Genomic DNA, 14,963 nt, shown 5'->3' with positions numbered 1-14,963 from the left:
TCGACTCTACCAACACGCTCCGCTACGCGGCGGCGAGGCGGGTTACAGGATTTCCAGCACTGTTTCCGGTGGACGGCACAGGCGTGTGCCCTTGTCCGTGCGCACCACGGGGCGGTTGATCAGTCGCGGGTGTTCGGCCATCGCGGCCAGCAGCGTGGCCTCGTCCGCACCTTCCAGGCCCAGTTCGGCGAACTGCGCTTCCTTGCTGCGCACCAGATCACGTGCACTCAATCCTGATTCGGCCAGCACCTGGCGCAGTGTAGCCACATCGGGTGGATTGCCGAGATACTCGATCACCACTGGCTCGAAGCCGGCATCACGTATCAGCTTCAATGCGCCGCGCGAGTTGCTGCAGGCCGGGTTGTGCCAGATCGTCACGGGCATCAGAACCACTCCAGCAGCGACACGCCCACGCCCACGTAGGTGGCCTTGTGGTTGTAGTCGATCAGGCTTTCGCCATAACCGTCGAACACCTGCACATGCCCGCGCAGCAGGTTGCTGATCGGGAAACCGTAATCCAGCTGCAGGGCACCGTGCGAGCGGCTGCCGGTGCGCAGCGAATGGCGCGCCATCAGCGAGACTTCGTGGCCGTTGCGGTTCCAGGTCAGGGTCGCATCACCGCGGCCCATGTAATCCTCGATGTCCGGGTTGTTGTCGTCGCTGCGGGTCTCGGGAATGCGGTACCAGGGGCGCAGTACCAGCGCCCAGTTCTCGCGGTCCAGGCCGATGTTGAGCATCACCCGGTTCCAGCTGCGCGAAAGCGGGTCGGCGCGGCCGTTGGATTGGTGGTTCAGCGCGATGCCGGTCATGCGCCCGCGCCAGCCACCGATCGAGTAGCCGTTGCGGAACACCATCATCACTTCCGGCTCGTAATTGGTTTCGCGGAACGGGCGTGAATCCTCGCCGTTGTAGGCCTGCCAGCGCGAGCTCTGGGTGTAGCCGGCCCAGATGTCGCCGTTGTCGCCGAACAGGTTCTCGGCGATCTTGGTCTTGAAACTGATCTGGAACTTCAGCTCGGCACTGTCCAGCACCTGCGGCGTGGTGACCGTGTTGGCCGGGTTCGGCGAATGCGGCGTGGTGTTGCGATCGCTGGTCCAGAACGCCGGCAGCAGGTACACCGGCTTGTAGGCGCGCAGCTGGAACGGGCCCAGCTTGGAGTCCTCGGCCAGTTCCCAGCGGCTGTCCAGCAGCGAACCGCGGCCAGCATTGGCCAGTGCGCTGTCAGGGGCTGCTGGACGGAACAGATCGCTGACCCGCTCGCGCAGCTTCTCTTCGCCCTGGCTCACGCGTGCAGTCTGACGTTCTTCGCGACGGGCCTGCGCGGCCGCCTCGGCCGCAGCGTCGGCCTCGGCAGTGGCCTGCGGGGTACGGCCGAACTGGCGGTCATAACAGGCCAGGCGGGCAGCATCGGTGGTAATCGCCGCGCACGCGGCCGGCGAGGCTTCGGCGCTGGGCGCGAACTCCTGCGCGGCCAGCGGCGCACTGGCCAGGGCCAGCGCCAGCGGCGCGAGACGGGGAAGCAGCGGAGACAGGGTCATTGCAGCAGGCCCTTAGGTGAATACGGGAATCGCACAGTGTGGCGGCTGCACCGGTTCACGGCCAGCCCCCACGGTTTATGCACGGGCACCGCGTGCGCGCGGCGTGAAGGCAGCGCGGGTTACAGGAACCAGGCGAAGGCGAACAGGCCGAGCATCGCGATCACCACGGCCAGTTTCAGCGCCAGGCCGAGCAGGATACCGAGCCAGGTGGCCAGGCCTACCCTGGTCGAGCGCCCCAGTTCGCGGGTGTGCCAGTACTCGCCGGCCAGGGCGCCGATCAGGGGGCCTGCAAAGAGGCCGATCGGCATGAAGAACAGGCCGACGATGCTGCCGACGAACGTACCCCACAGTGCCTTGCGGCTGGCACCGACCCGCTGCGCACCCACCACCGTGGCCAGCACGTCCACCAGCAGCGAGAGGACGGTCAGTACGCCCAGCGCCACCAGGGTCGGCCAGCCGACGTGGGTGAAGCCGTCCGCCCAAGCCGCCAGCAGCAGTCCGATGAACACCAGCGGGATGCCGGGCAGGGCCGGCAGGATGATTCCGGCGATGCCGACAAGGACAAAAATGACCGCTAGCAGATATAAGATGAATGAGAGTCCCATGCTGTCCCGTATGGTCGCCGTTTTGGGGTTGACAGTGAAAGATTTTGCCAGTTGCTTTTTCGTTTTGGGCGGGTTAAGTTGCAGTCGCTGAGCTTGGCAAGGTCACCGTGGATCGTGGCCTGATGAAGCAAGATCTTCCCGATCCGCTGCATCGATGCACCTCGCTTCCCCCTTGCTTGTCAGCCGCCCACCAGGCGTTTCCAACAACAAGAGAGAGTCACCAGGGAGTTAGTGAGATGTCTGATCGCGAGACCGGTACCGTCAAGTGGTTCAACGATGCAAAGGGCTTCGGCTTCATCAGCCGTGAAAACGGCGAAGACGTGTTCGTGCACTTCCGTGCCATCCAGACCCAGGGCTTCAAGAGCCTGAAGGAAGGCCAGAAGGTCACCTTCACCGTCGTGCAGGGCCAGAAGGGCCTGCAGGCCGACGCCGTGCAGCCGACCTGATCGCGCTGCAAGCCGTCACATGAAAAAGGCCCGCGCAAGCGGGCCTTTTTCTTTGCCGCCGGCCCGGCGCAGGTCAGCGCAGGATGACCTTGCCGTTGACCACGCGCACGTAGGTGTTTTCGCGGATGCCGCCGAGGTCGCGCTGGTTGACCACGATGGTGCGGCCATCGTCCATGCGTACGCTGATGTCGTAGGTATCACTGGTCACGTTCTTCTGGATCTGGTTGCCGGCCAGCGCGCCACCGACCGCGCCTGCGGCCGCAGCGATGTTCTTGTTGCCACGGCTGCCACCGGTGTGATCGGAGATCTCATGGCCGGCCACGGCACCGACGATGCCGCCGAGGATGGCGCCGGTCGCGCTGGGCGCGGTGCGGCCCGACGGCACGGTGTTGATGCGGGTGACGATGCCACAGTCAGCGCAACGGCCCTGGTTGTAACCGCCGTTGTTGCCGTAGCCACCATTGTTGTAGCCGTTGTTGTAACCACCGCCACCGTAGCCGGGCGAGGTGGCACAGCCAGCCAGGGCGAGGGTAGCGATGGCGCTGGCGGCAATGAGCTGGATCTTCATGGAGCGTCTCCTGGCCGTGAAGGCGGGTGTTGGGTGGTACTGCGTCATGCAGCAGGGTGGACGAATCCTCTCCTTTCGAACGTGAACAAGGTGCCAACCAGGCGTGCCTTGCCCGGCTACAGGATGAATGCGCGTCAGCGGAAGTCCTGGTGGCAGGCGCGGCAGTCGGCCTGCACGGTTTCCACGACCTTGGCCAGGGCGGTGCAGTCACTGGGCGGAGCCGCCAATGCGGCGTTGAGGTTGCCGCGCAGCTGGCTGGCGTGCTGCTGGAACCGGCCGTTGTCCTTCAGCCCGGGAAAGGCCAGGTCGAGGTCGTTGGACAGAAGGCGCAGGGCCTGCAGCCGCGGCACGCTGTCGGCCAGGCTGCAGCGGTTCTGCTGCTGGGCCTGCTGCAGCAGCTGCGCTTGCCGCTGCATCACCTGCATCAGGCTGTCCGGGAACGGGTCGCGGCGGGCCTGCAGGGCGCGGCCGACCACGACCGTGGCGACCAGGCCGATCAGCAGGCCCAGGCACAGCACGAACAGGTACCGCTGGGCAGTGGACGGGCGGCGGGGCGGGCTGGCGTTCATGGCGGGCTCTCCTGGCGTGCAACGGTGGGTTCGATGCCGGCGCGCTGTAGGCGCTGGCGCCTGCACGTTAAAATAGCCGCATGAACGAACAGGTCAAACAACGCTTCGCCGGCATCGAACGGCTGTATGGCGTAGGTGCGCTCGAGCGCCTGCAGGGCAGCCGCGTGGCGGTGGTGGGCATGGGCGGGGTCGGCTCGTGGGTGGTGGAAGCGCTGGCGCGTTCGGCGGTCGGCCACCTGACCCTGATCGACGCCGATGACATCTGCGTGTCCAACACCAACCGGCAGCTGCCGGCGATGGAAGGCAACTACGGCCGCAACAAGGCCGAGGCGATGGCCGAGCGCTGCCGTGCGATCAACCCTGACATCGAGGTGGATGCCGTGCAGGCATTCCTGACCGTGTCGAACATGGCCGAGTTGCTGGACCGTGGCTTCGACCTGGTGATCGATGCCTGCGACAGCTTCCGGGTGAAGGTCGAGACGATCGCCTGGTGCCGTCGCCGCAAGCTGCCGCTGCTGACCGTGGGGGCTGCCGGTGGTCGCACCGATCCGACCCTGGTGCGCATCCGCGATGTCTCGCGCACCGAGCATGACGCCATGCTGGCGCTGATCCGCAAGAAGCTGCGCAGCGAGTTCAATTTCCCGAAGAATGCCAAGCGCTATTTTGGCGTACCGGCGGTGTACTCGTTGGAAAACGTGAAGTATCCGCAGGCCGATGGCAGCGTCTGCGGCATCCGCCCGAACCTCGGTGCGGATGCTGCATTGAAACTGGACTGTGGCGCAGGCCTCGGTGCGGCAACCCACATCACCGGTGCCTTCGCCTTTGCGGCGGTCGGCAAGGCGCTTGAAATGCTGCTGGAGCCGAAGAAGGTGAAGGCCGAAGTGGTCGAGTCCAGCGAGGTGTGATGGATCGTGCCGGCCAGCGGCCGGCACCTGCCCGTTACATTGCCGGCAGCGCGAACAGGCGCCGCGCATTCTCCGTCGTGGCCCGGGCCACCGCGTCCAGCTCCATCCCGCGCAGTGCAGCCACGTGGCGGGCGATGACTGCCAGTCGCGCTGGTTCGTTGCGCTGGCCGCGGATGCCGGCGTCAGGCTGGTCGGGCGCGTCGGTCTCCAGCAGCAGCTGTTCCAGCGGCATCCCGCGCACCAGGCGCTGCAGCCGTTGCGCGCGACCGTAGGTCAGCGGACCACCGAGACCGAGCAGGAAGCCTTGCCGGTGCAGTTGCGCGGCCTGTTCCGGGCTGCCGGAAAAGCTGTGCACCACGCCGCGCAGGCCGCCGACGCGACGGATCGCGGCAATGACCGCATCCACCGCGCGTCGCGCATGCACGATCACCGGCAGCTCGAACTCGCGGGCCAGTTGCAGCTGGCCGATGAAGTACGCCTGTTGCGCCTCTGCATCCAGTCCCTCGACGAAGAAGTCCAGCCCGCATTCGCCGATCGCGCACGGGCGTTCGCGAACGATCCATTCGCGCAGCAGCGGCAGATGGTCGGGCCGGTGCTCGGCCAGGAACATCGGATGCAGGCCGTAGGCCGGGTACAGCCCCGGTGCCTGCCGGCAGACCTCGCGCAGCTTCGGCCAGCTGGCGGCCGTGACGGCCGGTACCACCTGCTCGCGCACGCCCGCAGCGCCCGCGCGCTCGATCACCGCCGTGCGGTCAGCATCGAATTCACTGGCATCCAGATGGCAGTGGCTGTCGACCAGCGGGATCAACGCTGTTCCAGCGGCGGCGGGGCCGGGACCGTATTGCGGCTCTTCCAGTTGGCCAGCAGCAGGGTGCCGAAGCCCAGTACCAGCTCGTCGACGAACGGAATTGGGTCGGGAATGAACAGGGTCAGCACGAACAGGCCGGCGGTCAGCTTGAACAGGGTGGGGTAGCGCAGCCGGCGGGCCCATTGCAGTACCGGCAGCAGCATCGGGTTGGCCATGGCGTGGATCCTCGTGGGGAATATGCAAACGCTACCACGGGCCCAGCATTTCCCGATGCTGAATGGGTTACAGGAATGAGCAGGAAATGTGGAGATTCCGTTCAGGCAGTGCATGCTGCAATCTGGGCCGAGAACGTTGCGGATGGTCCGCAAGGAGCAGGTCATGAAAAGCACAACTACAACTGTCCTGGTCGCAGCGGGCGCGCTGCTGGTCGGTGGCATCGCCACCGCCGCCTTCATGAAGAGTGGCGACAAGTCGCCTGATTCCATCAGCGCCGGAACCCCCAACGGTGAATCGCGGCTGGTTGACGGCAATGCCGTTGACGATGGCGCGCGTGGTGACAAGCTCGACCCGTCTGCACCGCGCGGGCTGGAATACGCCGACGTGCTGAAGGTCGACCCGATCACCGAGAAGCAGAAGGCCTACGCCACCGTGATCGGCACCGATCCCGTGCGCGAGACCTCCACCACCCAGACCCCGCACGAGGTCTGCCAGGACGTAACCGTGCAGGAGCGACTGCCGGAGCGTGACGGCAACGTCGGCGGCACCGTGGTCGGCGCGGTGGTCGGCGGCCTGCTCGGCAACCAGGTCGGCGGTGGCAACGGCAAGAAGGCCGCGACCGCAGCCGGTGCCGTGGCCGGTGGCTTCATCGGCAACCAGATCGACAAGCGCCATGTGGGTGGCCGCGTGGTCAACCGCACCGAGCGCCAGTGCCACACCGAGACCGCCACCTCCGAGTCGAGCCGTGTTACCGGCTACAACGTGACCTACCGCAACGAGGACGGCACCACCGGCACCATGCGCATGGCCAGCAAGCCGGGCAACCGCATCGCCATGGGCACCAATGACGTGGTGAAGGGCTACAACGTGACCTACCGCTACGACGGCGCCGAGAAGACCGTGCGCATGGACAACAAGCCGGCCAGCGATCGCCTGCCGGTGGTCGATGGCCAGCTGGTCACGCAGACCGCTGCTGCCGGCGCCACTGCGGCCACGCGCCAGTAATCCAGAATACGTGCTGTACCCGACGGGCCGGCGCATGCCGGCCCGTTTCGTTGTGAGCGCGGGCATTCATCCGTGTGGAGGCGGAATCCACCATCATGGTGGCCCCTTCGACATGGAGTCGGCATGAGCATCTTCGACCTGCGCCTGGAAACCGAGCGCCTGATCCTGCGTCCGCTGCTGCGCGAGGACTACGAACCCTATCTGGCGTTCTGCGCCGACGAGGAAACGATGCGCACCCTCGGTGGCGTGCAGCCGCCTTCGGTAGCCTGGCGCGGCTTCTGCAGCCTGGCTGGCGCCTGGCAGCTGTTCGGCTTTTCGATGTTCAGCGTGATCGAAAAATCCAGCGGGGACTGGATCGGGCGGATGGGCCCCTGGCAACCGCAGGACTGGCCGGGTACCGAGGTCGGCTGGGGCATCCGCCGCGCCAGCTGGGGCCGGGGCTATGCGCCGGAAGCGGCGGTCGCGGCGATCGACTGGGCCTTCGACACGCTGGGTTGGCACGAGGTGATCCATACCATCGCCGAGAACAACGACAACTCGCGGGCGGTCGCGCGCAAGCTGGGCAGCACGTTGCTGCGGATGGGCGAACTGCCGCCGCCGTACAACGACAAACCGATGCAGATCTGGGGCCAGTCGCGCGAACAGTGGCGGCAGCGTGCACGCTGAACGTGGCCCGGTAGTGCCGGCCGCTGGCCGGCAATCGCTTGGTTCCAGCTGCATGGAGGATGCCGGCCAGCGGCCGGCACTACCGGGGTGCCATGCTGCATCCGCGCTTGGCATTCCCTGGCGCACTTGCCAGACTGCACGCAGCCGGCCGCCGGCCGGATCCGATGGAGCAGGCAATGGTGGAAGAGCGCGTCCCGCTGACGGTGCATGGCATGTCGGTCTCGGGCAATTGCCACAAGGTCCGGCTGCTGCTTGAGCAGCTCGGCAGCCGTTACCGCTGGGTGGAAGTGGACAGTGCCCATGGCCAGACCCACACGCCCGAATTCCTGGCGCTCAACCCGAATGCCAAGGTGCCGCTGATCGTCCGCGACGACGGCCGCGTGCTGACCGAGTCCAACGCGATCCTGTTCTGGCTGGCCGAAGGCACGCCCTACCTGCCCAGCGATGGATGGGAGCGTGCGCAGGCGTTGAGCTGGATGTTCTTCGAGCAGTACACGCACGAGCCGTGCGTGGCGGTAGCGCGCTTCATCCGGGGCTGGACGGCGCCCGACTCGCCACGCCGTGCCGAACTGCCACGCCTGCACGAGCGTGCCGCCACCGCGTTGGCGGTGATGGAGCAGCACCTGCGCGAAGCGCAGTGGTTCACCGGCAGCGGATACGGCATTGCCGATATCGCCCTGTTTGCCTATACCGATGTGGCGGGCGAGGGCGGCATCAGCCTGGAGCCGTTCCCGGAAGTTCGCGCCTGGCTGCAGCGCGTGCGTGCGCAGCCGCGCTTCCTGCCGATGCCGGCGGTGACCGCCGAGGTGCGCTCGCGTTTCGAGGCGGCCTGATGCCCACAGGGTAGCGCCCGGTATTGCCGGGCGGAACGCAACAACGACACGGAGGGTGTTCGATGTTCGCTGTGGTTCCGGATCCGATTCCCGCGCGCATGCGGGGGCTCAACCGCGCCGAGGTGTGCGACGTCAATTTCCTTGAGGCGGTGCGCGGGTGGCGCGGGACGCCGCGCCCGCGACCCGCGGCAGATGCTCCGATCCTGCCGGGCAGTACGCTCACCGCTGCCGCCTTCGATGAACTGTTCGACTCGCAGCTGGCCAGTCGCCAGCTGGACCTGATGGCGCGCGTGCTGCGCGTGCAGAACAAGGTCTTCTACACCATCGGTTCGTCCGGCCATGAAGGCAACGCGCTGCTGGCGCGGGCCTGCCGGCACACCGATCCTGCCTTCCTGCACTATCGTTCCGGCGCCTTCATGGCCGAGCGTTCGCGGCAGGTGCCGGGCATCGACCCGCTGCGCGATGCGGCACTGTCCTTCGCCGCCAGCGCGGATGATCCGGCCAGCGGTGGCCGCCACAAGGTGTGGGGCAGCAAGCCATTGTGGGTGCTGCCACAGACCTCGACGATTGCGTCGCACCTGCCCAAGGCGCTGGGTACCGCGCTGGCCATCGAGAGTGGCAAGCGGCTGGGGCAGGCGCTGCCCATTCCCACCGACAGCATCGTGCTGTGCTCGTTCGGCGATGCGTCAGCCAACCACGCCACCGCGCAGACCGCCTTCAATACCGCGATGTGGTCGGCCTACCAGAAACTGCCGGCGCCGATCCTGTTCGTCTGCGAGGACAACGGTCTGGGCATCTCGGTGAAGACCCCCGATGGCTGGATCGCCGAGCGCTTCAGCCACCAGCCGGGGCTGGACTATTTCTTTGCCGATGGCCTCGACCTGGCCACCGGGCACGCCCAAGTGCAGGCGGCGGTGGAACACTGCCGGCGCACGCGGCGGCCGACCTTCCTGCACCTGCGCACCACGCGCCTGATGGGCCATGCCGGCACCGACTTTGAAGTGGAATGGCGCGCGCTGCCGGAGCTGTGCGCGGCCGAGGCGCAGGATCCGCTGCTGCGCTCGGCGCAGATCGCGCTGGAATCAGGCTGGATGGATGCGGCCGCCATCGAAGTGGCCTACGAAACGATGCGCGCGCGCTGCATGGCCGCTGCCGCCGATGCCGAAGGCAGTGCGAAGCTGCAGTCGCTGCGGGAGGTGATGGCGCCGCTGGCACCGTACACCCCTGCAGCGGTGCAGGCCGAAGCGCAGCGCGAGGTCGCTGCCGAAGCACGCGAGGCACTCTATGGCGGTGCCGAGGTATTGCCGGAACGACAGGCGCCGCGGCATCTCGCAATCCAGATCAACCATGGTCTGCAGGAGCTGCTGGCCAAGTATCCGCAGAGCCTGCTGTTCGGCGAGGACGTGGCGCAGAAGGGCGGTGTCTACACTGTCACCAAGGATCTGCTGCGCCGCTTCGGGCCGCGCCGGGTGTTCAACACCCTGCTGGACGAGACCATGATCCTGGGCATGGCGCAGGGCCTGGCCAACATGGGCATGCTGCCGATCCCGGAGATCCAGTACCTGGCCTACCTGCACAACGCCATCGACCAGCTGCGTGGCGAAGCCTGTTCGCTGCAGTTCTTCTCCAACGACCAGTACCGCAACCCGATGCTGGTGCGGGTGGCCGGGCTGGGCTACCAGAAGGGTTTCGGCGGCCATTTCCACAACGACAACTCGGTCACCGCCCTGCGCGACATCCCCGGGCTGGTGGTCGGCTGCCCATCGCGCGGCGACGATGCGGTGATGATGCTGCGCACGCTGGCGGCGCTGGCCCGGGTGGATGGGCGCGTGGCCGTGTTCCTGGAGCCGATCGCGCTGTACATGAGCAAGGACCTGCATGAGCCGGGCGATGGCCAGTGGCTGTTCGACTACCCGGCCCAGGGCCGGGCACTGGTGCCGGGCGAAGGCCGTGTTTACGGGCCGGAGGCTGGCGACCTGGTGGTCTACACCTACGGCAATGGCGTGCCGATGGCGCTGCGCGCAGCGCGAGCCATCGAACAGCAGCTGGGCTGGCAGGTACGGGTGGTCGACCTGCGCTGGCTGGTGCCGCTGGATGCCGGCTTCATCGCCAGCCAGGCCGCCAGCGCACGGCGCGTGCTGGTGCTGGACGAGGACCGCCACAGTGGAGGGGTGGGCGAGGGTGTGGTCACCGCACTGGTCGAGGCCGGTTTCGGCCACCTGCCGCTGCGCCGGGTCTGCGGCGCCGATACCTATACCCCGCTGGCAGGGGCAGCAATGTTCGGGCTTCCAAGCGACAATGCGGTGATTGGCGCCGCCCTTGAACTGGCGCAGGAACCTTGATGCATGTGTGGATTGGCGGGAATGTTGTTGCCGGCGCCGGTGGCGTCGGCCGAGGTGCTGCAGGCGCAGGTCCTGGCCATGGGCGAGGCGCTGCACCACCGCGGGCCGGATGATGGCGGCAGCTGGGTCGATGCCGGGGCAGGCATCGCGCTGGCGCACCGTCGGCTGAGCATTCTCGATCTGTCGCCGCTGGGCCACCAGCCGATGGCCTCGTCCGATGGCCGCTACGTGATGGCCTACAACGGCGAGGTCTACAACTTCGCCGCCCTGCGTGCCGAACTGGAGCCGCTGGGGCATGCTTTCCGTGGCCATTCCGACACCGAAGTGCTGCTCGCGGCGATCCTGCAGTGGGGCATGGAAGAAACCCTGCAGCGTTGCAACGGCATGTTCGCCATCGCGCTGTGGGACCGCCAGGCGCAGTGCCTGTGGCTGGCACGCGACCGCGTTGGCAAGAAGCCGCTGTACTACGGCTGGGCCGGTGACACCCTGGTGTTCGGTTCCGAACTGAAAGCGCTGTGGCAGCACCCGGCGTTCGACAACGACATCGACCGCGACGCGCTGACCCTGTTGCTGCGGTTGGATTACATTCCGGCCCCGCACAGCATCCACCAGCGCTGCTACAAGCTGATGCCCGGCCGCATGCTGCGCCTGGACGCGGAAGCCGTAGCGGCGGGTGCATCGGCGCATCGCCCGGAGCAGGCGCAGCGCCCGTACTGGGATGCGCGTGCACGCATGCAGGCGGCACTGGCTGCGCCGTTCCAGGGCCGCATCGAGGAAGCAGAGGAGCAGCTGGACGGGCTGCTGCGCGACGCGGTGGCGCTGCGCATGGTGGCCGACGTGCCGGTGGGCGTGTTCCTGTCCGGCGGTACCGATTCGTCGCTGGTGGCGGCGCTGATGCAGGCGCAGAGCGGGCAGCCGGTGCACAGCTTCAGCATCGGCTTCACCGATTCGGGCCACGACGAGGCACCGCTGGCCAGGGAACTGGCCACGCATCTGGGCTGCGACCACACCGAGCTCTACGTCAGCGGCGCGGATGCACTGGCGGTCGTGCCGCAGCTGCCGGCAATGTTCGACGAACCCTTTGCCGATGCCTCGCAGGTGCCGACCGCGCTGGTCGCCCGGCTGGCGCGGCAGGGCGTGACCGTGGCGTTGTCTGGCGACGGCGGTGATGAGCTGTTCTTCGGCTATACCCGCTACGTGCGCGCGCTGCGCAACTGGCAGATGCTGGGCCGCGTGCCGGGCCCGCTGCGACGCTGGATGGGCGCGCGCGCGCAGCACCAGGGCGAGGCCTCGCGGACCGGCGGACTGGCCGCGCTGTTGGCCGAGTCCGGCGCGCGAGGCATTGGCGACGTGTACCGCAACCGCATCTCGCGCTGGCGCGACCCCGCCGCGGCAGTGCCCGGCGCACAGGCCGCCGGCAGCTTCTACGACCTGGCCGATCCGCTGCACGGTGCCGGCACGCCGGCCGACGCGATGATGCTGGCCGATTACGTGACCTACCTGCCGGATGACCTGCTCTGCAAGGTCGACCGCACCTCGATGGCGGTCAGCCTGGAGGCACGCGCGCCGCTGCTGGACTGGCGCGTGGCCGAGTTCGCCTGGTCGCTGCCGCTGGGCTTCAAGCGCAGCGAAACCACCAGCAAGGTGCTGCTCAAGCGCGTGCTTGGCCGCTACGTGCCGCAGTCGATGGTGCACCGGCCCAAGCGCGGGTTCGGCGCGCCGGTCAGCGACTGGCTGAAGGGCGACCTGCGGCCGTGGGCCGAAGATCTGTTGCAGCCGGCGCGCCTGGAGCGCGAAGGCGTGCTGTCGGCGGCGGCGGTGCAGCCGCTGTGGCAGCAGTTCCTGGGCGGCCAGCGCAAGTGGCATACCCACCTGTGGAACGTGCTGATGTTCCAGGCTTGGCAGGCGCATTGGCGCCAGGTGCGTACCCGCGTGACCGGGGGCTGATCTTCACCGGACGGCACGGGCCCGGCGTCTAGGCTGGGCCTCCCGCACCGTGAGGAGTATGTCCCTATGTCCGTCCCCACCATCGCCGTGTTCGTCGGCAGCCTGCGCAAGGATTCCTGCAACCGCAAGCTGGCCCATGCGCTGGAGAAGATCGCTGGCGACCGCGCGCGCTTCCAGTACGTGCAGATTGGTGATCTACCGCTGTACGACCAGGATTTCGATGGTCAGTACCCGCCTCAGGGCACCCGGCTGAAGGATCAGGTGCGCGCCGCCGACGCGGTGCTGTTCGTGACCCCCGAATACAACCGGTCGGTGCCGGGCGTGCTGAAGAACGCCATCGACATCGGCTCGCGCCCCTACGGTGACAGTGCGTTTGCCGGCAAGCCGGCGGCGGTGATCGGCGCCTCCATCGGCCAGATCGGCACCGCCGTGGCCCAGCAGCACCTGCGCAACAGCCTGGCCTTCCTGGACATGCACGTGCTCGGCCAGCCCGAGGCGTTCATCCATTTCAAGGACGGCCTGATCGACGCCGACGGCACGATCCACAACGAGGGCACGCAGAAATTCCTGCAGGGGTACGTGGACCGGTTCTTGGCACTGATCGCGGTGCACGTGAAGGGCGACTGAGACCGATGGGGTAGCAGCAGCCAGGCCGCGGGTCGGATCCCGGCGCGCAGCGGCGGGCCCTGGCCCTACGTTCCGCTGAGCACCGGAGTCCGTGCGCTGCACGGAATCCGACCCTGGCCGCCTGATCTGCGATAATGACCCACCCGGGCGCCGCAACGGCGCCCGTCGCAGGCACTGCGACGCCCCCGCGCCAGAGTGGCCAGGCACTGGCGGATATCCCCCGTTTCTCCACGGCTTATCCACAGGCTTGTCCATGGCTGCCGGGGTCGGCGCATGCCTACACTCGTCCGGCCCACTTTTGCAGGAAACACCGCAGCATGTCCGCTCGTTCCGGCTTCCGTTCCAACCGCAGAGAGCGCGGTGATGGCTTTGATCGTGATCGCGACGAATCGCGTATCGACCAGTTGCGCGTTCCGCCGCATTCGGTGGAAGCCGAGCAGGCGGTGCTGGGTGGCCTGATGCTGGCGCCGGAGGCCTACGACCGGGTCAACGACCAGCTGACCGAGGGCGATTTCTACCGCCGCGATCACCAGATGATCTACCGCGCGATCCGTGAGCTGTCCGAGCGCGAGCGGCCGTTCGACGCGGTGACCCTGGGCGAGTGGTTCGAATCACAGGGCAAGCTGGAGCTGGTGGGCGATGGTGCCTACCTGATCGAGCTGGCGAGCACCACGCCGTCGGCGGCCAACATCGTGGCCTATGCCGAGATCGTGCGTGACAAGGCCGTGCTGCGGCAGCTGATCCAGGTCGGCACCGACATCGTCAACGATGGCTTCCAGCCTGAGGGCCGTGACAGCAGTGAGCTGCTGGCCTCTGCGGAGAAGAGCGTGTTCGCCATCGCTGAACAGGGTGCACGCGGCCGTACCGACTTCGTGGCGATGCCTGGCGCGCTGAAGGATGCCTTCGAGGAACTGCGCAACCGCTTCGAGAACGGCGGCAACATCACCGGCCTGCCGACCGGCTACAACGACTTCGATGCGATGACTGCCGGCCTGCAGCCGACCGACCTGATCATCCTCGCCGCGCGCCCGGCCATGGGCAAGACGACTTTTGCACTGAACATCGCCGAGTACGCGGCGATCAAGTCGAAGAAGGGCGTGGCGGTGTTCTCGATGGAAATGTCGGCCTCGCAGCTGGCGATGCGCCTGATCTCCTCCAACGGCCGCATCAACGCGCAGCGCCTGCGTACCGGCCAGCTGGAAGATGAAGACTGGAGCCGTGTCACCAGCGCGATCAAGATGCTGAAGGAAACCAAGATCTTCATCGACGATACGCCGGGCGTGTCGCCGGAAGTGCTGCGTTCCAAGTGCCGCCGCCTCAAGCGCGAGCACGACCTGGGCCTGGTGGTGATCGACTACCTGCAGCTGATGAGCGTGCCGGGCAACAGCGAAAACCGCGCCACCGAAATCTCGGAGATCTCGCGTTCGCTGAAGGGCCTGGCCAAGGAACTGCACGTGCCGGTGATCGCGCTGTCGCAGCTCAACCGCTCGCTGGAAACACGTACCGACAAGCGCCCGGTGATGGCCGACCTTCGCGAATCGGGTGCAATCGAGCAGGACGCGGACATGATCGTGTTCATCTACCGCGACGATTACTACAACAAGGAAAATTCGCCGGACAAGGGCCTGGCCGAGATCATCATCGGCAAGCACCGTGGTGGCCCGACCGGATCGTGCAAGCTGAAGTTCTTCGGTGAGTACACCCGCTTCGACAACCTGGCCCACGACTCGGTCGGCTCATTCGAATAACCGTAGTGCCGGCCGCTGGCCGGCAACCACCCCACGGCTTGCAAACCATTCAGAACGCCAATCTTCCGTACGTGGCGTGTAAATGACATGTAACGCGAGGCTTCTACGATTCCGCCGCTGCTGCTCTTCGACGCCGCCCT

At 67.0% G+C, this 14,963-nt stretch carries 16 protein-coding genes; 9 read left to right on the top strand and 7 right to left on the bottom strand.

Annotated features, from left to right (window positions below; genetic code table 11):
• Nucleotides 1-42: 42 nt before the first annotated feature.
• From arsC to AC5P67_RS03710, 3 genes are all read right to left on the bottom strand, one after another.
• Entirely contained in the window at nt 43-384 is a 342-nt protein-coding gene (gene arsC / locus AC5P67_RS03720; protein WP_024956646.1) for an arsenate reductase (glutaredoxin), read from the bottom strand.
• Nucleotides 384-1,538 carry a phospholipase A gene (locus AC5P67_RS03715; protein ID WP_005413953.1) on the bottom strand — a complete coding sequence of 385 codons (1,155 nt, stop codon included), beginning with the start codon at nt 1,536-1,538 and terminating at the stop codon, nt 384-386. The genes arsC and AC5P67_RS03715 overlap by 1 nt, the downstream gene beginning before the upstream one ends.
• 119 nt (nt 1,539-1,657) lie before the next feature.
• On the bottom strand, nt 1,658-2,143 hold the full coding sequence (locus AC5P67_RS03710) for a DUF456 domain-containing protein (protein WP_043034719.1): 486 nt from the start codon (nt 2,141-2,143) through the stop codon (nt 1,658-1,660).
• A 236-nt stretch (nt 2,144-2,379) separates the two neighbouring features.
• On the opposite strand from AC5P67_RS03710, the gene AC5P67_RS03705 reads away from it, so the two are divergent.
• Complete coding sequence (locus tag AC5P67_RS03705) at nt 2,380-2,589, top strand: cold-shock protein (RefSeq protein WP_005410290.1); 210 nt, start codon at nt 2,380-2,382, stop codon at nt 2,587-2,589.
• Between the two features lie 73 nt (nt 2,590-2,662).
• Here AC5P67_RS03705 and AC5P67_RS03700 read toward each other — a convergent pair whose 3' ends face one another.
• A complete protein-coding gene (locus AC5P67_RS03700; protein ID WP_005410289.1) occupies nt 2,663-3,157 on the bottom strand; it encodes a glycine zipper 2TM domain-containing protein in 495 nt (164 codons plus the stop codon).
• A 134-nt stretch (nt 3,158-3,291) separates the two neighbouring features.
• Nucleotides 3,292-3,726 (bottom strand): hypothetical protein, encoded by a 435-nt coding sequence (locus AC5P67_RS03695; RefSeq protein WP_005410288.1) that lies wholly within the window; start codon nt 3,724-3,726, stop codon nt 3,292-3,294.
• 80 nt (nt 3,727-3,806) lie between these two features.
• Between AC5P67_RS03695 and AC5P67_RS03690 the strand changes: the two genes are divergently transcribed.
• Nucleotides 3,807-4,631, top strand: a complete 825-nt coding sequence (locus tag AC5P67_RS03690) for a tRNA threonylcarbamoyladenosine dehydratase (protein ID WP_005410287.1) — start codon at nt 3,807-3,809, stop codon at nt 4,629-4,631.
• 34 nt (nt 4,632-4,665) lie between these two features.
• Here the strand turns inward: AC5P67_RS03690 and AC5P67_RS03685 are convergent, their stop codons facing one another.
• Entirely contained in the window at nt 4,666-5,439 is a 774-nt protein-coding gene (locus AC5P67_RS03685) for a TatD family hydrolase (protein WP_005410286.1), read from the bottom strand.
• On the bottom strand, nt 5,436-5,654 hold the full coding sequence (locus AC5P67_RS03680) for a DUF6116 family protein (RefSeq protein WP_005410285.1): 219 nt from the start codon (nt 5,652-5,654) through the stop codon (nt 5,436-5,438). Before AC5P67_RS03680 ends, AC5P67_RS03685 begins: the two co-directional genes overlap by 4 nt.
• Before the next feature lie 163 nt (nt 5,655-5,817).
• On the opposite strand from AC5P67_RS03680, the gene AC5P67_RS03675 reads away from it, so the two are divergent.
• The 7 genes from AC5P67_RS03675 to AC5P67_RS03645 all read left to right on the top strand — a co-directional run bounded on the left by AC5P67_RS03675 (nt 5,818) and on the right by AC5P67_RS03645 (nt 14,823).
• Entirely contained in the window at nt 5,818-6,660 is an 843-nt protein-coding gene (locus AC5P67_RS03675; RefSeq protein ID WP_005410284.1) for a glycine zipper 2TM domain-containing protein, read from the top strand.
• A gap of 123 nt (nt 6,661-6,783) precedes the next feature.
• Nucleotides 6,784-7,326: a GNAT family N-acetyltransferase gene (locus AC5P67_RS03670; protein ID WP_005410283.1), complete on the top strand. Its 543-nt coding sequence runs from the start codon at nt 6,784-6,786 to the stop codon at nt 7,324-7,326.
• A gap of 176 nt (nt 7,327-7,502) precedes the next feature.
• On the top strand, nt 7,503-8,159 hold the full coding sequence (locus tag AC5P67_RS03665) for a glutathione S-transferase family protein (protein WP_005410282.1): 657 nt from the start codon (nt 7,503-7,505) through the stop codon (nt 8,157-8,159).
• A 62-nt stretch (nt 8,160-8,221) separates the two neighbouring features.
• Complete coding sequence (locus AC5P67_RS03660) at nt 8,222-10,501, top strand: transketolase C-terminal domain-containing protein (protein WP_495214300.1); 2,280 nt, start codon at nt 8,222-8,224, stop codon at nt 10,499-10,501.
• A gap of 3 nt (nt 10,502-10,504) precedes the next feature.
• A complete protein-coding gene (asnB, locus tag AC5P67_RS03655; RefSeq protein WP_049432775.1) occupies nt 10,505-12,448 on the top strand; it encodes an asparagine synthase (glutamine-hydrolyzing) in 1,944 nt (647 codons plus the stop codon).
• A gap of 66 nt (nt 12,449-12,514) precedes the next feature.
• Complete coding sequence (locus AC5P67_RS03650) at nt 12,515-13,075, top strand: NADPH-dependent FMN reductase (protein ID WP_005410279.1); 561 nt, start codon at nt 12,515-12,517, stop codon at nt 13,073-13,075.
• Between the two features lie 317 nt (nt 13,076-13,392).
• A complete protein-coding gene (locus AC5P67_RS03645) occupies nt 13,393-14,823 on the top strand; it encodes a replicative DNA helicase (protein WP_005410278.1) in 1,431 nt (476 codons plus the stop codon).
• Nucleotides 14,824-14,963 lie beyond the last annotated feature (140 nt).

The organism is Stenotrophomonas sp. YJH_SMC_21 (genome assembly GCF_059369555.1).
The sequence above is the reverse complement of the archived record's forward strand: the minus strand, read 5'-3'. Positions and strand labels throughout refer to the sequence as shown.